Consider the following 21,131-nt stretch of genomic DNA (forward strand, 5'->3'; position numbering starts at 1 on the left):
ATAAAGAAGTCTGTTTGAGTTCGTGTCAAACAGACTTTTTGTTTTTTAATTCATTAGAATTTTCTAACAAAGTTCATATGTTGGGTTGTAAAATTCTATGTTTAAAACAGATGAAATGAGAAAAAAATTACATTTATTAATAGGAATTCTTTGTAGTAGTTTTGGTTTTGGACAAGTGGTAATTACTCCTTTTCCTTATGAAATAGATCAAGAGACGTCTATTACAATTACGGTAGATCCTAATAGCAGTTTAACAGATAGCAATGGGTTTAACAATCCTGCTAAAGTATACCTGCACTCTGGTGTGGGAACCGATGCAAACCCGTGGATACATGCTGTTGGAAATTGGGGGCAAGATGATGGCGTTGGAGAAATGACCTTGATAAATGGCCTTTGGTCTATTACATTTGTACCTAAGGATTATTATGGTTTGTCTTCTTCAGCTTTTTCATCCATCACCAAAATGGGAATGGTTTTTAGAAACGAAGATGGAACTCAGCAATTTAAAGATAATGGAGGAATCGATTTTTTGTTTAAAGTAGGGTCTTTTCAATTGAATTTAACAAGTCCAGAAGAAGGAAGTACAACTATTATAAATTCAGGAGAAGAGGTAGCTGTTGCCGCTTCTAATACAGATGGAAATGCTACATATACCTTAAAGACTCAAAACGGAGATGTAGTAAATACGCAATCAAGTATTTCATCATATAATTACACCATCACAAATATTACGGAGAATGATATTTATACATTAGAGGTAACAAAAGATGGGAAAACCATTTCTAGGGACTTTAATGTAATTGTAGATCCGGGAACTATAAATGAGACCATGCCTTTAGGTTTAAAAAATGGAATTAACAGGGTTTCAGCTTCTGATGCAATTTTGGTTTTAGATGCACCAAACAAAGATTTTGTATATGTAGCCGGTAGTTTTAATGGGTATCATCCCAATACCACTTACGCCATGAAAAAAGATGCAGTTTCTGGTAAATTTTGGTTGTCGCTTACAGGTTTAAACGCTTCGGAAATATATAATTATCAATATTGGGTAGTTGATAAAACTCCTATTGCAAATTCACCAAGCATGGTAAAAACAGCAGATCCTTTTTCTACTTTGGTGCTTTCTCCTTTTGATGATCCATCTATTTCTGCAGCAACATATCCAAACATGCCAACGTATCCTAATGGTCAAGAAAGAGAAGTAACGGTATTGCAAACAGAAGGAGATGGCTATACTTGGCAAGTAAACAACTTTGTAAAACCTAAAAAGGAAGATTTAATAGTTTACGAAGTATTGGTTAGAGATTTTGATGCGGATAGAAACTATCAAGATTTAATTGATAAGATGGCTTATTTTAAAGGTTTAAATATCAATGCAATTGAATTGATGCCCGTAATGGAGTTTGAAGGGAATGAAAGTTGGGGATACAATACTTCTTTTCATATGGCTTTAGACAAAGCTTACGGTACAGCTGCTAAGTTTAAGGAACTGGTAGATGTATGTCATCAAAATGGGATAGCGGTAATTTTAGACATTGCTTTAAATCACGCTTTTGGAAGAAATCCTTTGGTACGTATGTGGATGAACGATGCGGATGGAGACGGATGGGGAGAGCCTAGTTCTGAGAATCCTTATTTTAATGAAGCTCCAAAGCATAGCTACAATGTGGGTTCAGATTTTAACCATCAACAGGTAAGAACCCAAGCTTATGTAAAGCAAGTAGTGGAGTACTGGATTGAAGAGTTTAAAATTGATGGATACCGTTGGGATTTAACCAAAGGATTTACACAGAATTGTACGGAGTCTGGAGAGTCTTGTACCAATGCTTATCAACAAGATCGAGTAGATATTTTAAAACAATATGCAGATTACCAATGGGATTTAGACCCAACACAATATGTGATTTTTGAACATTTAGGAACCAATAATGAAGAGCAACAGTGGGCAAATTATAGAGTTGATGGAGAATCTGATGGAGTTTCTAAAGGAATAATGATGTGGGGGAAAGTTACGGATGCTTACAATCAGTTAACCATGGGCTATTCTAATAACGCAGATATTTCTGCCATGGATTATAGAAACAAAGGATTTAGTAAACCAAGGTTGTTAGGATATGCAGAAAGTCATGATGAGGAGCGATTGATGTATCAGAATTTAACTTTTGGTAATTCAGCTTTGTCAAGTCACGATGTAAAAGACTTGGATGTTTCTTTGTCTAGAATGTCGGCACATGGAGCCTCTTTAATTACCATTCCTGGTCCTAAAATGATATGGCACTTTGCTGAGCTGGGAATGGAGAATTCAATTTATACCTGTAATAGCGGTGTGGTTAATACTCCTAGTGATTCTGTTTCTGGAGATTGTAAGTTAGACACAAAGCCTCAACCTCAATGGGTAAATAATTGGATGCAAACCACAGCGAGAAAAAATATATATGATGACTGGGCTAGACTTATAGAGTTAAAAATTGAGGAGCCTGTTTTTGAAGGAGATTTTAGTATTAGTCCAGATGGGAATAATATCAAACAAAGAATATACATATGGGATGATAATATTGCCAGTTCGGAATTGAAAAATGTAGTGGTATTGTCTAATTTTTCAGTGGCAAATTTATCTCTAAATCCTAATTTTCCTTATGCAGGTAGATGGTATGATTTGATGGATGTTACAGGTCAAACTTATATTGATGTTAACAATACAACAGATGAAATTGCAATTAATGCAGGTCAGTTTAAAATCTACGGAAATCAACCCTCTATTAAACTATTAAGTAACGATCGCGTTGAAAAAAACAGTTCTTCTGTTAACATTCAACCCAATCCAAATTCAGGTAAATTTCAATTGACAATAGATCGTGCAAGTACTGTTGTGGTTTATGATATGACTGGAAGATTGTTAAAGTCTTTTCAAGGTGATTTTAACTCAGAAACATTTTTTGATGTTAGTGAGTTAGAAAAAGGAATATATGTTTTAAAAATAAAGAAAGACAATATTTCTTTTGTAGAGAGATTAGTTAAGCAATAGATAAATATTGAAAGTTAATATTGGTATAAAACCTAAAACCCCCAGGGTTTTAGGTTTTATATGATTAGAGATAAATTAGATCTCTAACAATCCATTTGTTTTTCTAACAGCATCTGCAGAAGCTGCAAATTTTGTTGATTCAGCTTCGTTTAGTTCAATATCCACAATTTTTTCAATACCGTTTGCTCCTAATACACATGGTACTCCAATACAAATATCAGATTGTCCGTATTCTCCTTCTAAGTATGCAGAACAAGGGAATATTTTTTTAGAATCCGTAGCAATGGCTTGTACCATGGCAGATACGGCTGCTCCAGGAGCATACCAAGCAGATGTTCCTAACATTTTAGTTAAAGTAGCTCCGCCAACCATAGTTGCTTGTGCAACTTCTTCTAATTTTTCATCAGATAAGAACTGAGTTACTGGAATAGAGTTACGTGTAGCATAACGAGTTAATGGAATCATTCCTGTGTCTGAGTGACCACCAATTACCATTCCATCAATATCAGATAAAGGAGCTTCTAAAGCTTCAGCCAAACGATATTTAAAACGTCCAGAGTCTAAGGCTCCACCCATTCCAATAATTTTGTTTTTAGGTAATCCTGTAGCTTTATGAGCCAAGTAAGTCATAGTATCCATTGGGTTAGAAACTACAATAATAATTACGTTAGGAGAGTGCTTAATTAAGTTTTCTGAAACTTGTTTTACAATCCCTGCATTAATTCCAATTAATTCTTCTCTTGTCATTCCTGGTTTTCTAGGAATTCCAGAAGTAATCACTGCAACGTCAGACCCTGCGGATTTAGAATAATCATTGGTAGCTCCTATAATTTTGGTATCAAAATCATTCAAAGAGGCAGTTTGCATTAAATCCATTGCTTTCCCTTCGGCAAAATTTTCTTTAATGTCTACAATAACTACTTCCGATGCAAAATTCTTAATAGCAATATATTCTGCGCATGATGCACCAACGGCACCAGCTCCAACAACAGTTACTTTCATTTTTGTTTTATTTTAGAGTGATAATTCTTTTGATTACCTAAAAATAAGGATTTGTATTGATTCATAGTATGATTTAAGTCACTAAAAACCTAAAAATAAAAATAAATAATAATAAACGATGTTTTTAAATTCCTTGTAGGTTTGTATTATAACTAATTTTAAAGATATTTTTATTCAGAATCTTTTTTTAATGCTTCAATTCTGTTTTTAATTTTTTCTTGGAACTTAGGCATTTCATTTTGCATCATTTTTTCCATCAGTTCTTTGGTAATGGTAGGTGTTAGTTCAAGAAGTTTGCTTCCAGTCTTACTTTTGTAAAATTCTATCATGTAATCAATATCTTTAACACTAAAGTATTTAGCATAAATATCTACCATAGAGCCGTTAATGATATTGTTGGTGAATGTTTTAGCTTCTTCTAAAATGATAGTGTTTACTTGTTCTAGTTTTTGTTTTTCTTCTTCTGTTTTAAGATTCGATTTCATTTGTTGCTGCATCATTGGTATCATTTGATCCATCATTTGACCAATTATTTTATCTGCTTGCATCACCTCAATCAATTCTAAAACTTTTTCCTTAGGAGCTTGTGCATTAACGGTTAATGTTAAAAACATCAATAGTGTAAAAATCTTTTTCATTTTTTTAATATAGTTTTATAGTTGTGTTCTTAAAAGTAATTAAATATTACAAAAAAACGCACTGTGAAATAACACAGTGCGTTTTATATAAAATGTTTTATGCTGTTTATCTAAAGCTAAATGCTATACCTGCATTGATAGAATTATATTCTTGGATAGTGTAATCACCATAAATTTTAAAGAAAGCTAAATTGATGCTCATACCAGCGGTTGTTTTAAAACCACTAACATCATATTTTAAATGAGGTAAGTCTTCAGGGTCAAGTGTTTCGGTTTGACTTCCTGATACAATACCATTGTCATAGGTATAAGTAACTTCATAATCTCCTTCAACATCTAATTTTGCATTTCCTCCAGAGTATCCTAGTCCAACGTAAAAGTTTACAATTTTTAAATCTACAGATCCTAATAATTGAGCAGTTAAACTAGTTACTTGAAAATCTATATTTTGGTTTTTACCGGGGAAATAATGAGCATTCATTCTTGTATATCCTCCAAATACAGAAACATCAACCAATGGAATTCTTTTTGCTATTGGGAAATATTGTAAGATGTTGTGTTTGATTCCTACTCCAAATAAATCAGTTTTAAAAGAATCACTACCAACTTTAGGTACAAATCTAAAAGTTAGATCGGTTTTAAAAGGCAAACCGATTCCTGCTTGAACGATGGCCATTGGCACTTGGTCAAAACCAATTTCTCCACCAATTCCGTTTAAAGCATTAAACTTATATTCGGCATTATAGCTTACTCCTCCATTTGAAATGGTTCTAGTAGCAACCAATACCTCATTAGTATCTCCTCCAAAGGCAGTTGGTAGCTCTGTACTTGTTCCATTTTTTAATCGGATGTTTGTGTAATCAGAATTGTTAAAAGTAAAGTTTTTACCTGAGCTAGGAACAGTGGATAGAGAGGTGTTTATAGTAATGTCAAAACCTAGTAATCTGTGAGGTTTTGCGGTTCTGTACCAACCATTGTTTAGGTTGTAAATAGTTCCTTCGAAAGCAGGAGTTAAATAAGACTGCATTAAAGTTCCAGCATCTTTACCTGCTGCTAAGAACTGTTCAATTTCTTGTGCTTTGGCAGAAAATAATCCCGCAGATAAAGCCATTATTAATAGTATTCTTTTCATAAGTATGGTTTATTTATGTTATACACGAATGTACAAAAATACTGGTATATGTTTTTTGTAAATATTAAAGCAATAAAAAAGTAGATAACTAAAATAGTTATCTACTTTGATTTTTTATATATTAATGATGTTTGTTAAACATCAATATTTGCATATTTTGCATTCTTTTCAATAAAGTCTCTACGTGGTGGTACTTCATCTCCCATTAGCATAGAGAAAACTCGGTCGGCTTCTACTTCGCTATCAATTACAACTTTACGTAAAGTTCTAAATTCAGGGTTCATAGTAGTGTCCCATAATTGTTCAGCATTCATTTCTCCTAAACCTTTGTATCGTTGAATAGAAGCAGAACCTCCAAATTTTAAGTTAATCATATCACGTTGATCATCAGACCACGCATATTCTTTTTTAGCTCCTTTCTTAACTAAATATAAAGGTGGTGTAGCAATATAAATATATCCTTGCTCTACCATTTCTCTCATGTATCTAAAGAAGAAAGTTAAAATTAAAGTAGCAATGTGAGAACCATCCACATCGGCATCACACATAATTACTACTTTATGGTAACGTACTTTTGATAGGTTTAATGCTTTACTGTCTTCTTCGGTACCAATGGTAACTCCTAAAGCGGTAAACATGTTCTTGATTTCCTCATTTTCAAAAACTCTGTGAGTCATTGCTTTTTCTACGTTTAAGATTTTTCCTCTTAAAGGTAAAATAGCTTGGAATTCACGATCACGACCTTGTTTAGCCGTTCCACCTGCAGAATCTCCCTCGACCAAGAAAATTTCACATTTTTCAGGGTCAGTTTCCGAACAGTCAGATAATTTACCAGGCAAACCTCCAATAGACATTACGGTTTTACGTTGTACCATTTCACGAGCCTTGGTTGCTGCGTGACGTGCTTGTGCTGCCAAAATTACTTTCTGTACAATAATTTTAGCATCATCAGGATGTTCTTCTAAATAATCCGTTAACATTTCTGATACTGCTTGACTTACAGCAGCAGAAACTTCACGGTTTCCTAATTTTGTTTTGGTTTGTCCTTCAAATTGTGGTTCCTGAACTTTAACAGAAATAATAGCGGTTAATCCTTCACGAAAATCATCTCCTGCAATATCAAATTTTAATTTTGATAACATTCCAGAAGCATCAGCATACTTTTTTAAAGTAGTGGTTAATCCTCTACGGAAACCAGATAAATGAGTTCCTCCTTCATGAGTGTTGATGTTGTTTACATAAGAGTGTAGGTTTTCTGCATAAGAAGTGTTGTAAACCATGGCAACTTCTACAGGAATTCCATTTTTTTCACCTTCCATAGCAATCACACCAGCAGTTAACTGCTCACGAGTACCATCTAGGTATTTTACAAATTCAGATAATCCTTCTGAACTTGTAAAAGTTTCAGTGATGTCATTTCCTTCATCATCTTTATTTCTTTTGTCTGTCAAATGAATAACTATTCCTTTATTAAGGTATGATAATTCACGTAAACGAGCTGCTAAGGTATCGTAATTATATACTGTTGTTTGGGTAAAAATACTTTTATCTGGTGTGAAAGTTACTTCAGTTCCTCTTTTGTCAGTATCACCTATTAGTCTTACAGGGTATAAGGCTTTACCTCTAGAATATTCTTGTTCGTAAGTTTGGCCATTTCTAAAAACAGTTGCTTTTAAATGATCAGATAATGCGTTAACACAAGAAACTCCAACACCGTGTAGTCCTCCAGATACTTTATATGAATCTTTATCAAACTTACCTCCAGCACCAATTTTGGTCATTACTACTTCTAAAGCAGAAACTCCTTCTTTTTTGTGCATATCAACAGGAATACCACGTCCATCATCACTAACGGTAATTGAATTGTTCTCGTTAATAAAAACTTCAATATTGTTACAATGACCTGCTAATGCTTCATCAATAGAGTTGTCAATAACTTCATAAACCAAATGGTGTAAACCTCTCACACCAACATCTCCGATATACATCGAAGGACGCATTCTAACATGTTCCATTCCCTCAAGGGCCTGGATGCTATCTGCAGAATACTGTTGTTTGTCTTCTATATTACTCATTATATATTATGTTATTGTTTTTTTAATTCCAATGCTATCAAATATAATAAATAAGATAGATGTACGGTAAGATTGATTAAAAAATGTGTTTAGTTACCAAAAAATAAAAATCGCTTAAATCGCTTAAAAAGGGCTTTATTTTAAGTTTTTATAAAATCATCTTATTTTTTTTTAGCAGAAAAAAGTATAGTCCTTCTATGAACTTATTTTGTTTTTTTAAAATGTCAAATTTTTGATTTTTACTGATTTTTTTCATCGAAAAACTCCTTGCTAGAATCTTGCTTTTTTGATTTGTGAAAAATCTATGATTTTTTAATGAAAACCAATGCTTAAAACTATGATAATGGTCATGAAATCAAAGGATTTATAAGGGTAATTGCCTTAAAAAAGCACTTAAAACGTTTTCGGAAAAAATAATTTTATGGTAGGTCAAAATAAGGTTCTAAAGTAAATTTAAGTATACACTAAAATGAATCTATAAAAACTATTTAAAATGTCAGACTCAAGATCAGCCTCAATAAGGAAATATTCTAGAATACAACACATGGTTAATTTTCAAGGAAGAATTATTAACTTCTTAATTAGTATTATTTTAGCTTTTGGAGGGACTTATTTTTTACAATCTCCAGAATTAGACACACCGCAAATATATGTGTTATTCCTTTTAATTTTGTCGGTTTGTTTATGGGTAACAGAAGCTATTCCGCCATTTACTGTAGGGCTTTTTATTTTTGGTTTTTTAGTTTTTGCACTTGGAAAACATTATCATGATATTGATCCCACGACTTCAAATAAGATTGTTCAAAAATATGTGCAAACTTGGTCCAACTCTGTAATATGGCTAATGCTAGGAGGTTTTTTTATGGCAGAAGCTATGCAAAAGGTAGGACTTGATAAAACAATATTTAAACTTACCATTAAAAGATTTGGTACAAAACCAAGATATGTGCTTTTAGGAATTATGTTGGTAACTGCATTGTTTTCAATGATTATGAGTAATACTGCTACTACCGCAATGATGATTGCTGCTGTGTTACCTTTTTTAAAGACGTTACCTAAGGATGCTAAAATTACAAAAGCTTTGTTGATAGGAATTCCAGCAGCGGCTTCTTTAGGAGGGATGGGGACTATTATTGGTTCTCCACCAAATGCAGTTGCAGTAGATGGTTTATTGCAAAACGGAATTAAATTCGGTTTTTTAGAATGGATGATGATTGGATTTCCTGCTGCTATTATTTTAGTTGTTGTTTTTTGGTTTGTTTTAATTAGCAAATTTATACCTAAAGTTTCTACTATAGATTTAGGCTTTTTAAGCGAAGGTGAGCCAGAAGAAGGTTCTACAGAGGAAATTTTTGTAATGAAAAAGAAATTTGTTTTAGGAGTTTTAGTTGTTACTATGTTGTTGTGGTTAACAGGTAAAATCCATGGAATTTCTGCGGCTACAGTATCTATGTTGCCAATTATGTTACTTACCATGTTTAGAATTGTGAATTCAGAAGATGTAAGAAAATTACCATGGGATACATTAATGTTAGTAGCTGGAGGTTTGTCTTTAGGATTGGCTATTAAAGAAACGGGATTGGCAGAATATTATGTAGGGTTAATTAATCAATATAATTTAAATTTTGTTGTATTAATTGTTGTGTTTTCTTTAATAACAGTGATTTTGTCAAACTTTATGAGTAATACTGCAACAACCACAATTTTAATACCTATTGCTATTATTTTGGCTGCGGATAATCCAATTATATTGCCATTGGTTATTGGGTTTAGCGCTTCTACTGCTTTGTTTTTTCCTATTTCTACACCGCCAAATGCCATCGCATTTAGTACAGGTTTAATAGAACAGAAAGAGTTTAGGTTTGGTGGTTTAATTGCTGGTTTGTTGGGGCCTGCAGTAGTAGTGCTTATTATATTAGGATTTCAAATGTTTGGATTGATTTAATAGTGATAAATAGAAAAAATGAAAAATGATATAAAAATATTTCTTGTATTTATTTTATTAAGTATAAATGGAGTTTCTCAGGAAAAACCAAAAGTTAATTGGAGTCTTACGGCTCAAATTTGGGCTAGATATTCTGATTTAAATGAAGGGACAAAAATAAATGGAGAAACTACCAATTCTTATACGGATGTTTCTATTCGAAGATTAAGAATACCGGTGTCTTCTCAAATAACTCCTAAAATTTATGCAGCTGCTATGTTTGGAGGAAATAACTTTAATGAAGTGAATAAGAAATTTCCTTTAAATGTTTTAGACTTATATGTTGAGTATAAGTTTGATAAAGCTATAGAGGTAGGACTTGGTAAGTCAGGATGGATAGGTTTAAACAGATGGGCCTTGCGTTCTAGTAAAACGTTAATGGGCTTAGATTCTCCTTTGTTTACATTAAACACAGTTAATAAAAATGATGATTTGGCTCGTAATTTAGGAGTATGGTTTAAAGGACAAGTTGGTAAAATTGATTATCGATTGATTATAAGTAATCCTATTGTTGTTTCTAGTATTCCAAATTCAGGAAAAGTAGATTTTGCAAACAACAGACCAAGAGCTAAAATTTCTTCTTATGTAAAGTATCAATTTTGGGAGCACGAATCAAACAAATCTTCCTATCAAACAGGAACTTATATCAATTCAAAAAAAGTATGGAATATTGGAGGTGGGTTTGAGTATCAAAAAAAGGCAATGAGTGATGGAGATACTTCTTTATCAACCACAAATCTGTATGATATCAAACATTGGTCGGTTGATTCCTTTTTTAGTTTACCTATTAATGATGATCAAGGAATTACAGCTTATTTAGGGTATTCTCATTATGGATTTGGAAAGAATTATATTAGAAATTTAGGTGCTAATGGAGCTTTGTTTAGTGGTGGAACTGATTTTAATGGAGCTGGAGTTGCGTTTCCTTTAATGGGAACTGGTAATACTCTGTATACTCAATTTGGATATGCTTTTTCACAAACAAAAATTGTGAATCAGTCTGTTATATTTCAACCCAATATGTCTGTCCAATATTCTGATTGGGATGGACTAAACGATAAAATGATTTTGTATGATGCCACTTTAAATATGTTTTTATCAGGTCATGGGCATAGCAATAAATTAAGTTTAGGGTTTCAATACAGACCTATTTTTGATAAAATAAGTTTAAAACAAAAAGATTATAAAGGGATGTTGGTGTTACAGTACCAAATTTCCATTAGATAATGATGTTTTTTTATTAGTTGTTCGCTAAGGCAGCCAAGTTTCTGATAGGGAATTTGGCTGCCTTTTTTAGTGTTAAACTTTAAACTTTTAAACCTTCTTACTCCGCAAAAACTTTTGTAATTTCGCAAACTTGAAGTCTGACTTAAAATATAGAAGAAATGAGTAAAATAATGCCTGTAGACATCTTGTCTAGCATCAAAGGAGCAAAGTCTTCTGAGGCGGTGGATAAGTTGTTTGATGTAATTAAAAATGCGGAAATCAATCAAAATTCATCAAATCAAAATGCAAAGAATGCCGTGTCTATAGATGATTTACGTGCAGATGTTGTGGAAAATAGTTCAGAAATCACCAAACAAATCATTAGAGAAAACTTTCCGAAAGAGAAAGATGGGTATTTAGTGGTGTCTAAAGTAATTGAAGGTTAGATGGAGTCTCAAATTCAAAAAATACACAATCAATTAGTCGCAAAAGAATTTACTTGTACTGAATTAGTTAAAGAAAAATTAGCGTTACTAAAAGAAAATAAATACAATTCTGTTAACACCGTTTTAGAAGATTTGGCTTTAGAAGCTGCTGCAAAAGTAGATGCTAAAATTTCCAAAGGAGAAGAAATAGGGTTGTTAGAAGGAATTCCGTTTGGAATTAAAGATGTATATATGGTTCAAGGAACTTATACTTCTGCAAGTTCAGACTTGTTAAAAAAATACAAATCAGCCTATACGGCAACGGCTATCCAAAAATTGTTAGATGCAGGAGCCATTCCTATGGCAAAAGAAAATTGCGATAGTTTTGGACATGGATCTTCTTCTGAAAATACGGTTTTTGGAAGTGTAAAAAATGCCATTGATACAAGTTTGGTTGCAGGAGGTTCTTCAGGAGGTTCTGCAGTGAATGTAGCAGCAGATTATACTGTGTTTTCTATTGGTGGAGATACAGGAGGTTCTATCCGTCAACCAGCAGGTTACAATAAAATTTATGGATTAAAGCCAACTTATGGACGTGTGTCTCGTTATGGTTTAATGGCTTATGCTTCATCAACTGATACCGTTGGACCTTTGGCAAAATCTATTGAAGATGTTGCAATTGTAATGAATGTGATGAGTGGAAAAGATCCAAAAGATCAAACAACTATTTTATCAGAAGAAATAAAACAAAATATTGTTGCTTCAAAACCAGAAGGAATTAAAGTAGGATACTTTAAAAACTTTATAGAAAATGATGCTATCGATCCAAAGATAAAAGCAGACTTTATAGCGACTATAGAAAAAGTTAAAGCGGCAGGATACGAAGTTCAAGAATTAGACTTTTTTAATGCAGACACTTTGGTTTCTACCTATTATACTTTAGCGATGGCTGAAACGGCATCGAACTTATCAAGGTTAGATGGAACCAATTATGGAAATCGAATTGAAGATAAAAACCTGAAAGAAACCTACATGGTTACTCGTTCTGAAAATTTTACAGAAGAAACCAAACGTAGAATTGTAGGGGGGAATCAAGTATTGTCTCAAGGATTTTCTGATGCAATTTATTTAAAAGGTCAAGAATTAAGAAATGAAATAGAAGCAGCTTTTGAAGCTGATTTTAACAAAGTAGATATTATTTTATCACCTGTAACGCCAGGACCAGTTCCTAAAATAGGAGAGGTGTTAAGCAATCCACACGCCATGTATTTATCGGATGCTTATACGGTTGGGTTCAGTTTAGGACAATTACCAACTTTAACTTGTCCTTTTGGAACCGAAACCGGAATACAAGTAACAGGAGCTAAAAACAAAGAACAAACAATTTTACAGTTTGCAAACTTCTTAAACCAAGTGAAGTAATGGAATTAGATAGACTAAATTCTTTAATAGAGGAAAACGGAATAGAATTAGTAATTGGTTTAGAAACACACGTTCGATTGAATACCAAATCGAAGTTGTTCTGTTCTTGTGCAAATGAAGAGAGTGAGCAAGCAAACGTAAATATTTGTCCGGTTTGTACAGGTCAAATGGGAGTATTGCCAGCAATCAATAAAGAAGCAATTACCAAAGCTATTTATTTTGGTAAAGCCATCAACTCTACATTTTCTAACGAAATTACGTCATGGGATCGTAAACATTACGAGTACCCAGATAACCCTAAAAACATTCAGATCACACAATTCCACAACCCTATCATTCCCGATGGAGAAGTGGCGTGTTATCGTAATGATGGTTCTCAGTTTACTGTACAAATAGAGCAAGTGCATGTTGAAGAAGATGCTGCTAAATTAGTGCATGAGAAAAATATTTCTTTGGTAGATTTTAACAAAGCGGGAGTTCCGTTAATTGAAATAGTTACCAAACCTTGTATTCGTAACATAGAAGATGCTTCTACTTATGCGCAATATGTTCAACGTATTGTCCAAAATTTAGGAGTTTCTGAAGCGAATTTAGAAAAAGGACAATTCAAATCAGATGTTTCCGTGTCTTTAAGACTAAAGGGAACGGATGTTTTAAACCCTCGTACTGAAATTAAAAACTTAAACTCGTTTAAGTTTATGGTAGAGGCTTTAAAAGAAGAAATAGAAAAACAATTAAATTACTTTATAGAGCACAAAGAATTCAGACCAGATCAAACTACGGTTTTATGGGATGAAGCTTTAAAGCAAACTAAAGTAATGCGTAAGAAAGAATACGATGCAGATTATCGTTATATTTCTGAGCCAGATTTACCTTTTGTAGCCATCAAAAAAACAGTTGATGGAATTACAGTTGATAGTAGTATTTTGCCTTACGCAGTTGAAACTACTTTGATTGAAGGAGGTGTTTTACCACAAGATGCTAAGTTTTTTACAGCTGATGCATTGCGTTCTAAAACGGTGATGAAATTAATTGCTGAGGTAGGTGATGTTGCTTTTGTAGCTAAAACATTAGCCAATAACTTAAAAGCAGAGGATTACGACAAAATTCAAAATATTGAGGATTTAGTATTCATTTTTAAAGCTTTTAAAAGTGCTGAGGTAACTGTAGTATTGGTTCAAAAAGCGATTGAATCTTTGTTGGCAGATGCTACTTTTGATTACAAAAAATACTTTGCTGTTAATACTATTTCTACCGAAAAAATTCAAGAAGCAGTAAATGCTGCTATTACTGAAAACGAAGCAATCGCTAATGATATCAAAGCTGGTAATCAAGGAAAAGCAGGAGTTTTAGTAGGAAAGGTAATTGGAAAAATCGGAAAAGGAGCTCCAGGGAATGTAGTCCGTGAAATGATTTTAGCTTCGCTAGATGGTACAAAGTCACAAGTACAAAGTACAAAGTCTGATGGAGAGGAACTTAGTGCTCAGAACTTAGTGTTAAAGACTAAGGAAGAAGAGGTATTACCAACAATTCCTTTAATTATAAAAGAAGAGTACAGAACGCATATCATTACTCAAATTTCTGAAGAGACCATCAATCAAACAGTAACTTTGGCTGGATGGGTAAACTCTGTTCGTGACCACGGGGAGTTAATTTTTATTGATTTGCGTGATTCTTCTTATGAAATTATTCAAGTTCGTTTAAGTAGAGAATCCTTCCCTAACTTAAGTGAGTTGGTAAGGTTAAAACCAGAATCGGTCATTACTGTTACCGGTAAAATTGTACAACGTAATGAAGATGATTACAATGCTGGTTTAAAAACAGGTAAAATAGAATTAGAGGCATCAGATTTAGATACTTTAAATTTATCTAGAACTTTGCCTTTTGAAATTAAAAAAGCAACCAAAACTAACGAGGCAACCCGTTTTAAATACAAATTCTTAGATCACAGAAATCAAGAAGTTCGTAAAGCAGTAATCAACCGTCACAGAGTAATCAAATTACTTCGTGATATGTTAGATGAGCAAGAGTTTTTAGAAGTAGAAACACCTATTTTAACTGCTGGAACTGATGAAGGGGCAAGAGAATTTATAGTGCCTTCTCGTAAAGAACCAGGTAGTTTTTATACATTACCACAAGCACCACAACAGTTTAAGCAAATGTTGATGGTTGGTGGTTTTGAAAAGTATTTCCAAATTGCTCGTTGTTTCCGTGATGAGGATTCTCGTGGAGACCGTCAACCAGAATTTACACAATTGGATATTGAGATGGCTTATGCTTCTATGCAACAAATCATCGATTTGAATACAAATATGTTCAATACCATTGTAAAGAAAATTTATGGGAACAAATGGATTTTACATCCTTTTGAAGTTATTACCTATAAAGATGCTATGGATAAATATGGTTGTGATAGACCAGATTTACGTTTTGGATTACAAATGCAAGACATTACAAAAATTGTAAAAGGAACTACTTTCCAAGTGTTTTCTAAACCAATTGATGAAGGTGGAATTGTAAAGTGTATCAAAGTTTCTGCTGAAGAACAGGGAGGTAAACGTATGTCTAAAGGACAAATTGAAAAGTTAACCGCTATTGCACAACAACATGGATTAGGAGGTTTGGCATATATTATTGTAAACGAAAATGATTTACAATCTCCAATCATTAAATTTTTAGGAGAAGAAATTGCTCAAAATATCATTAATGTAACCAATGCACAAGTTGGCGATATTGTTTATTTCTCAGCAGCAGATTACGCTACAGCTAATAAGGCTTTAGATGCAGTTCGTCAGGAATTAGGAGCAATGTTAAAATTAATCAACCCTAAAGAGTTAAAGCCTGCATGGGTAGTTGATTTCCCGATGTTTGAAAAAACAGATGAAGGAAGTTGGACATTTACACACAACCCATTCTCTATGCCTGCTATTTATGACATAGAGAAGCATATGAATGGAAAAGAAGAAGAAATAGGAACCATTATTGCTCAACAATACGACTTAATCTTGAATGGTTATGAAATTGGAGGAGGATCTGTTCGTGCACATAAACCAGAAATTTTAGAAGCAACTTATAGAAATATGGGTTACAACAAAGAAGAAATGTTAAAGAGTGTTGGCACGATGTATGAAGCATTTCATTATGGAGCACCACCACATGGAGGAATTGCATGGGGAGTTGACAGATTGATGATGATTTTAGAGAAAAAAGCTTCTATTCGTGAAGTAATGGCTTTCCCTAAAACGGGAAGTTCAGAAGATTTATTGTTTGGATCTCCATCTCCTTTATCTACTAAAAAAGTAGAGGAAATGAATGTTAGAGTTATTGCTAAAAATTAAATTATTCATTGTGTTTTTTCACAGGTTTGTAATTTGAATGGTTGTAAAACACGAATAATGCGTATCTTTGTAGGATGAAAAAGTTGTTTGCTAGAATATTAAGAAAAGAAAAAATATCCTTTAACGAAAAAGGTATTTTTGTCACTTTATCGGATGATACAAATCTTCGGATAAAGTGGAATAGGGTAGAAAAAATTATATTATTGGATGTTTTTGAGGAATATAGTGGTTATTTCTTAACAGAAGATTATAAGTCTAAAGTTTTATATCATGATATTTCTATTGCTTGTAATCAAAATGTAGTGAGAATTCGTACAGGAGGAACTCCTAAAGTAAGAAAGAATACATCAAAATTATTCTCAAGAAAGTTTGGAACAACAAGCATCTATTTTCCGATTTTTGTTGAGTATATAGATGAATCGGGTAATAAAAATTTATATGCCAATCATTATGATGATAAAGCTAAATTAGAAACAATAGAAAAATTATCATCATTTATTCCAAAAGATAAAATTCATCAAAAAAATAAAATAGAAGGTTTTACTCCTTTATCAGAAATATAAAAAAAGCATCACTTTAGTGATGCTTTTTATTTTTATGAATGGGAGCAATAGATAGAACCATTGAGAGTTTTTATCGTATATAATTTAAATAAAATTTATTTAAGTTATGAAGTTGTTTTCTTTTCTTCGTAAGAAAGAGTATGTGTCTTACAATAAACAAGTGGTTTTGACCACCATTGCTAATAATGACCCTAAAGTTATTCCGTGGGGAAACATTACAAAAATTGTTCTAGTTAATGTCTTTGAAGAGTATAGTGGTTATTTTTTAACAGAAGAATATAAATCAAAAGTACTATATCATGATATTGCTATTAACTGTAGTCATAATATAGTCAGAATACGAACGGGTTCCTCTCCAACTACTAATAAAAATATTTCAAAACCCTTTTCGAGAAAATATGGATTGACAAGTGTTTATCATGTCATTTTTGTAGAGTATAATGATGATTTGGGAAATAAAAATTTATATGCATCTCATTATGCTAATGAGCAAAAAAATGAATTAGTAGTAGAATTTAAAGTGCATTTGAAGGAAGAAATTATTCATGTAAAGAAAATTATTGAAGGGTTTACTCCATTATCTCAATTATAGTTTTAACAATGTAAAGGCTAGGTGTTTTTTATTCCTCCTTTTAAAGAATATATTTTTAATCCTAAATCTTTAATCAATTGTTTACTTCTATTTCCAGTTTCGCAATACAAAACAACTTTTTTAGCAGCGTTTAAAAGAGTTGGGTTGTTTCTAATTGTAGATTCTGGAATATGAATTCCTCCAATGTTTTTAATTTCTCTTTCTAAATTAGTTCTAATATCAATTAATTCATACTCATCATTAAGCTCAGAGAAATTAATTTCATTGTCTAATGTTTCAATACCACAAAAGAAATTGTAATCAATTAATTCGGTTATTTTGATGTCTTTATTTTTTTCAAAGCCTAGAACAAAATTTTGATTGTAAAGTGTGTTGATGGTTAGTAGTTTTCCTGATAATACAGTACCAATTCCACAAATAATTTTAATGACTTCGTTTGCTTGATAGCTACCAATAATTCCTGGCAATACTCCTAACACACCTATTTCTGAACAAGAAGGAACTGAACCTTGTTTTGGTGGAGTAGGATATAGACATCTGTAAGTTGGACCGTTTTGATAATTAAAAACAGAAACTTGTCCTTCAAATTTAAAGATAGATCCAAATACTAAAGGTTTGTTGCTAATTACTGCAGCATCATTACATAAATACCTAGTTTGGAAATTATCGGAGCCATCTACAATAATATCATATTGCTTAAAAAGATCAATAGCATTTTCCTTATTTAAAAATTCAGTGATAATATTAAACTTTACATAAGGATTTAATTGCTTCATTCTGTTGGCTGCACAGCGAGCTTTTGATTTACCAATATCATCTACAGTAAACAATATCTGACGTTGTAAATTACTGACATCAACAGTGTCACCGTCCATAATTCCTATGGTACCAATACCAGCAGCAGTTAAATATTGAATAATAGGGCAGCCTAATCCACCAGCTCCAATCACTAAAACCTTGGCTGCTTTAATTTTTTCTTGTCCCTCAATTCCTATTTCGCTTAATAGTAAATGACGGCTGTATAACGTCTTTTCGTTTTGATTTAATTTCATGGTATTTGGTATCTGAAATTTGATATCAAAATATTTGATGTATGAATGTTTACTAACTAAAAGCTTCCCAATCTTTCCAAACAGGCTCTAATCCATTTTCTTGTAACATTGCTGCAATTTGCTCTGTAGGTCTTTCATCAGAAATTTCAAATTGTTCTAAAGATTGGGGTTCTACAACATAACCACCAGGATTTGTTTTAGATTCTGCGCTTAAAGATGTAATTCCCAAATGTACAATGTTATTCCTAAATACTTCACTTTCTCTAGTACTCATAGATAGTTCTACATCTTCATCTAACAATCTAAAGGCACAAATAGTTTGTACCAAATCTCTATCAGTCATTTCTACTTTTGGCTCTAGGCCACCACTATGAGGCCTTAATCTAGGAAAGGAGATGGAGTATTTAGTTTTCCAATAGGTCTTTTGTAAATATTTTAAATGTAAAGCAGTAAAAAAACTATCAGCTCTCCAATCTTCTAAACCAAACAGAGCACCAATTCCAATTTTATGAACTCCAGCTTTACCTAACCTATCAGCAGTATCCAATCTGTAGTCAAAATTAGATTTTTTTCCTTTTGGATGATGTTTTTTATACTCGGCTCTATGGTAGGTTTCTTGATACACCAATACAGCATATAAATTGGCCTCAATCAACTCTTCGTATTCATGTTGATCTAAAGGTTGCACTTCAATAGTGATGTTAGCAAACTTATCTTTGATCAATTCCATGGCGTGTTTGATGTACGGAACACCAACGGTTTTATTTGCTTCACCGGTGACCAATAAAATATGATCATATCCTTTGGATTTTAAAAAAGCAACCTCTTTTAAAATTTCAGCATCGGTTAAAGTTCTTCTCGGAATTTTATTCGTCATGCTAAATCCACAATAAGTACAAATGTTTTGACACTCATTAGACAAATACATCGGAACATACATCTGAATGGTGTTTCCAAAACGCTTTTTGGTAGTCATTTTACTCAAATAAGCCATTTGCTCCAAATAAGGCTTTGCTGCAGGGGATACCATAGCTTTAAAATCTTCTAAATCTCTTTTGGTTTTAGATAAAGCGTATTCTACATCTTGAGTTGTTTTATTATTGATACTCGCTAAAGTATCATCCCAGTTGTAAGTGTCAAATATATTTTGAAATGTTTTGTTCATGTTTTTAAGAATGTAGAATATAAAAGTTAGGGGTTTGGTTAAATTCTAGTTTTATTATTCTTGGTTCTAAATTCTAGTTCAAAAAACTGGTTAATGGACTACTAGCTTCTGCATGTTTTTTAACACTCGCTAATTTTGCATTGTAAGCCATTCTTCCCGCTTCAACAGCCATTTTAAATGCTTTGGCCATTTGCACAGGATTTTGAGAAACCGCAATAGCAGTGTTTACAAGCACAGCATCCGCACCTAATTCCATAGCATAAGCAGCGTGAGATGGACTTCCAATTCCAGCATCAACAATAACAGGAACATTACTTTGTTCTATAATAATTTCTAGAAAGTCGCTTGTTTTTAATCCTTTATTCGTTCCAATAGGAGCTCCCAATGGCATTACGCATTGTACGCCTACTTCTTCTAATCTTTTGCATAAAACAGGGTCTGCGTGAATGTATGGCATCACTACAAATCCTAGTTTTACTAATTCTTCTGCAGCTTTTAAAGTTTCAATAGGATCGGGTAATAAATATTTAGGATCTGGGTGAATTTCTAATTTAATCCAATTGGTTCCTAAGGCTTCTCTAGCTAATTGAGCTGCAAATACAGCTTCTTTAGCATCTCTTACTCCAGAAGTATTAGGAAGTAGATTTACATGAGGTTTGCTAATACTTTGCAACATTTTATCTTGTTCATTCTCTACATCAACTCTTTTTAAAGCAACAGTTACTAGTTCACTTTCTGATGCTAAAATAGCTTCAGACATTAATTTATTTGAGCTAAATTTTCCTGTTCCAGTAAAAAGCCTTGAGTTGAATTCTTTACCTGCTATATTTAGTATATCGTTCATTTTTAATTCTTAAATGTTGTTGATATCATATTTTTGTTCCTCGCTGTTTCCTGCTTGTAACAGTTTATTTAGGCTTCTGATTTTATTAAAATCACGAGTAATTTCTCCTGACATGGCTATACCCGAAACACCTGTTTTTAAAAGTTCTGGAATGTCATTTTCTGTAATACCACCAATGGCAATAATTGGGGTTTCTGTCTTTAGTTCTTCTATAATTAAAGAGTATCCATCTAGGCCTAAAACAGGACTTAAATTTTCCTTGGTAGTGGTAAACCTAAAAGGTCCTAAACCAATATAGTCAACTTCTTTGTTTATTAATGTTTTACAATCTTCTAGAGTATTTGCCGTACCACCAATAATTTGCCAAGAGTATAAATGTTTCCTTACTTCAGTTGGGCATCCATCCGATTTCCCAAGGTGTACACCATCCGCTTTTACTTCTTTTGCAATTTTATAATGATCGTTTATAATTAAGCGGGTTTGAAAATGATTGGTAATTTCTCTGGCTTCTAAAGCTGTTTTTAAAATCTTTTTATCGGATAGATTTTTTAAGCGTAATTGAACTAGTTCAGCACCTGAATGACAAGCATTTTGAATATTTTCTAAATGCTCTTTTGGAGTTGCTCCTTGTGATATATAATGTAGTTTGTTGATAGTCATTTTTAATG

At 32.7% G+C, this 21,131-nt stretch carries 16 protein-coding genes; 8 read left to right on the forward strand and 8 right to left on the reverse strand.

What is annotated here, in order from left to right; genetic code table 11:
- Positions 1–115 precede the first annotated feature (115 nt).
- Positions 116–3,025: an alpha-amylase family glycosyl hydrolase gene (locus BUB70_RS03750; protein WP_073118625.1), complete on the forward strand. Its 2,910-nt coding sequence runs from the start codon at positions 116–118 to the stop codon at positions 3,023–3,025.
- 75 nt (positions 3,026–3,100) lie between these two features.
- Here the strand turns inward: BUB70_RS03750 and BUB70_RS03755 are convergent, their stop codons facing one another.
- From BUB70_RS03755 to gyrB, 4 genes are all read right to left on the reverse strand, one after another.
- On the reverse strand, positions 3,101–4,027 hold the full coding sequence (locus BUB70_RS03755; protein ID WP_073118392.1) for a malate dehydrogenase: 927 nt from the start codon (positions 4,025–4,027) through the stop codon (positions 3,101–3,103).
- 170 nt (positions 4,028–4,197) lie between these two features.
- Positions 4,198–4,665, reverse strand: coding sequence for a DUF2059 domain-containing protein (locus tag BUB70_RS03760; RefSeq protein ID WP_084730158.1), 468 nt, complete (start codon positions 4,663–4,665; stop codon positions 4,198–4,200).
- Positions 4,666–4,771: 106 nt separating this feature from the next.
- Positions 4,772–5,797, reverse strand: coding sequence for a DUF6588 family protein (locus BUB70_RS03765; protein WP_073118397.1), 1,026 nt, complete (start codon positions 5,795–5,797; stop codon positions 4,772–4,774).
- A 134-nt stretch (positions 5,798–5,931) separates the two neighbouring features.
- Positions 5,932–7,872 carry a DNA topoisomerase (ATP-hydrolyzing) subunit B gene (gyrB, locus tag BUB70_RS03770; RefSeq protein WP_073118399.1) on the reverse strand — a complete coding sequence of 647 codons (1,941 nt, stop codon included), beginning with the start codon at positions 7,870–7,872 and terminating at the stop codon, positions 5,932–5,934.
- A gap of 493 nt (positions 7,873–8,365) precedes the next feature.
- Here gyrB and BUB70_RS03775 point away from each other — a divergent pair, with 493 nt between their 5' ends.
- The 7 genes from BUB70_RS03775 (at position 8,366) to BUB70_RS03805 (ending at position 17,402) form a co-directional block, all read left to right on the forward strand.
- Positions 8,366–9,817 carry an SLC13 family permease gene (locus tag BUB70_RS03775; RefSeq protein WP_073118401.1) on the forward strand — a complete coding sequence of 484 codons (1,452 nt, stop codon included), beginning with the start codon at positions 8,366–8,368 and terminating at the stop codon, positions 9,815–9,817.
- A gap of 18 nt (positions 9,818–9,835) precedes the next feature.
- On the forward strand, positions 9,836–11,083 hold the full coding sequence (locus BUB70_RS03780) for a hypothetical protein (protein WP_073118403.1): 1,248 nt from the start codon (positions 9,836–9,838) through the stop codon (positions 11,081–11,083).
- A 158-nt stretch (positions 11,084–11,241) separates the two neighbouring features.
- Entirely contained in the window at positions 11,242–11,508 is a 267-nt protein-coding gene (locus BUB70_RS03785) for a hypothetical protein (RefSeq protein ID WP_073118405.1), read from the forward strand.
- On the forward strand, positions 11,509–12,909 hold the full coding sequence (locus BUB70_RS03790) for an amidase (RefSeq protein WP_073118407.1): 1,401 nt from the start codon (positions 11,509–11,511) through the stop codon (positions 12,907–12,909).
- Positions 12,909–16,247, forward strand: coding sequence for a bifunctional amidotransferase subunit GatB/aspartate--tRNA ligase AspS (gene gatB/aspS / locus BUB70_RS03795; RefSeq protein ID WP_073118409.1), 3,339 nt, complete (start codon positions 12,909–12,911; stop codon positions 16,245–16,247). Before BUB70_RS03790 ends, gatB/aspS begins: the two co-directional genes overlap by 1 nt.
- A gap of 74 nt (positions 16,248–16,321) precedes the next feature.
- Positions 16,322–16,810, forward strand: a complete 489-nt coding sequence (locus BUB70_RS03800) for a hypothetical protein (protein ID WP_073118412.1) — start codon at positions 16,322–16,324, stop codon at positions 16,808–16,810.
- A gap of 106 nt (positions 16,811–16,916) precedes the next feature.
- Positions 16,917–17,402 carry a hypothetical protein gene (locus tag BUB70_RS03805; protein ID WP_073118414.1) on the forward strand — a complete coding sequence of 162 codons (486 nt, stop codon included), beginning with the start codon at positions 16,917–16,919 and terminating at the stop codon, positions 17,400–17,402.
- A 17-nt stretch (positions 17,403–17,419) separates the two neighbouring features.
- Here the strand turns inward: BUB70_RS03805 and moeB are convergent, their stop codons facing one another.
- The 4 genes from moeB to thiE form a co-directional block, all read right to left on the reverse strand.
- Positions 17,420–18,454, reverse strand: coding sequence for a HesA/MoeB/ThiF family protein (moeB, locus tag BUB70_RS03810; RefSeq protein WP_073118416.1), 1,035 nt, complete (start codon positions 18,452–18,454; stop codon positions 17,420–17,422).
- Between the two features lie 52 nt (positions 18,455–18,506).
- A complete protein-coding gene (gene thiH, locus BUB70_RS03815) occupies positions 18,507–19,619 on the reverse strand; it encodes a 2-iminoacetate synthase ThiH (RefSeq protein WP_084730159.1) in 1,113 nt (370 codons plus the stop codon).
- Positions 19,620–19,692: 73 nt separating this feature from the next.
- Positions 19,693–20,463: a thiazole synthase gene (locus tag BUB70_RS03820; RefSeq protein ID WP_073118421.1), complete on the reverse strand. Its 771-nt coding sequence runs from the start codon at positions 20,461–20,463 to the stop codon at positions 19,693–19,695.
- Between the two features lie 9 nt (positions 20,464–20,472).
- Positions 20,473–21,123 (reverse strand): thiamine phosphate synthase, encoded by a 651-nt coding sequence (gene thiE, locus BUB70_RS03825; RefSeq protein WP_073118423.1) that lies wholly within the window; start codon positions 21,121–21,123, stop codon positions 20,473–20,475.
- Positions 21,124–21,131: the final 8 nt, after the last annotated feature.

The sequence above is a fragment of the Wenyingzhuangia marina genome (assembly GCF_900130035.1).
GTDB classification, from domain to species: Bacteria; Bacteroidota; Bacteroidia; order Flavobacteriales; family Flavobacteriaceae; genus Wenyingzhuangia; species Wenyingzhuangia marina.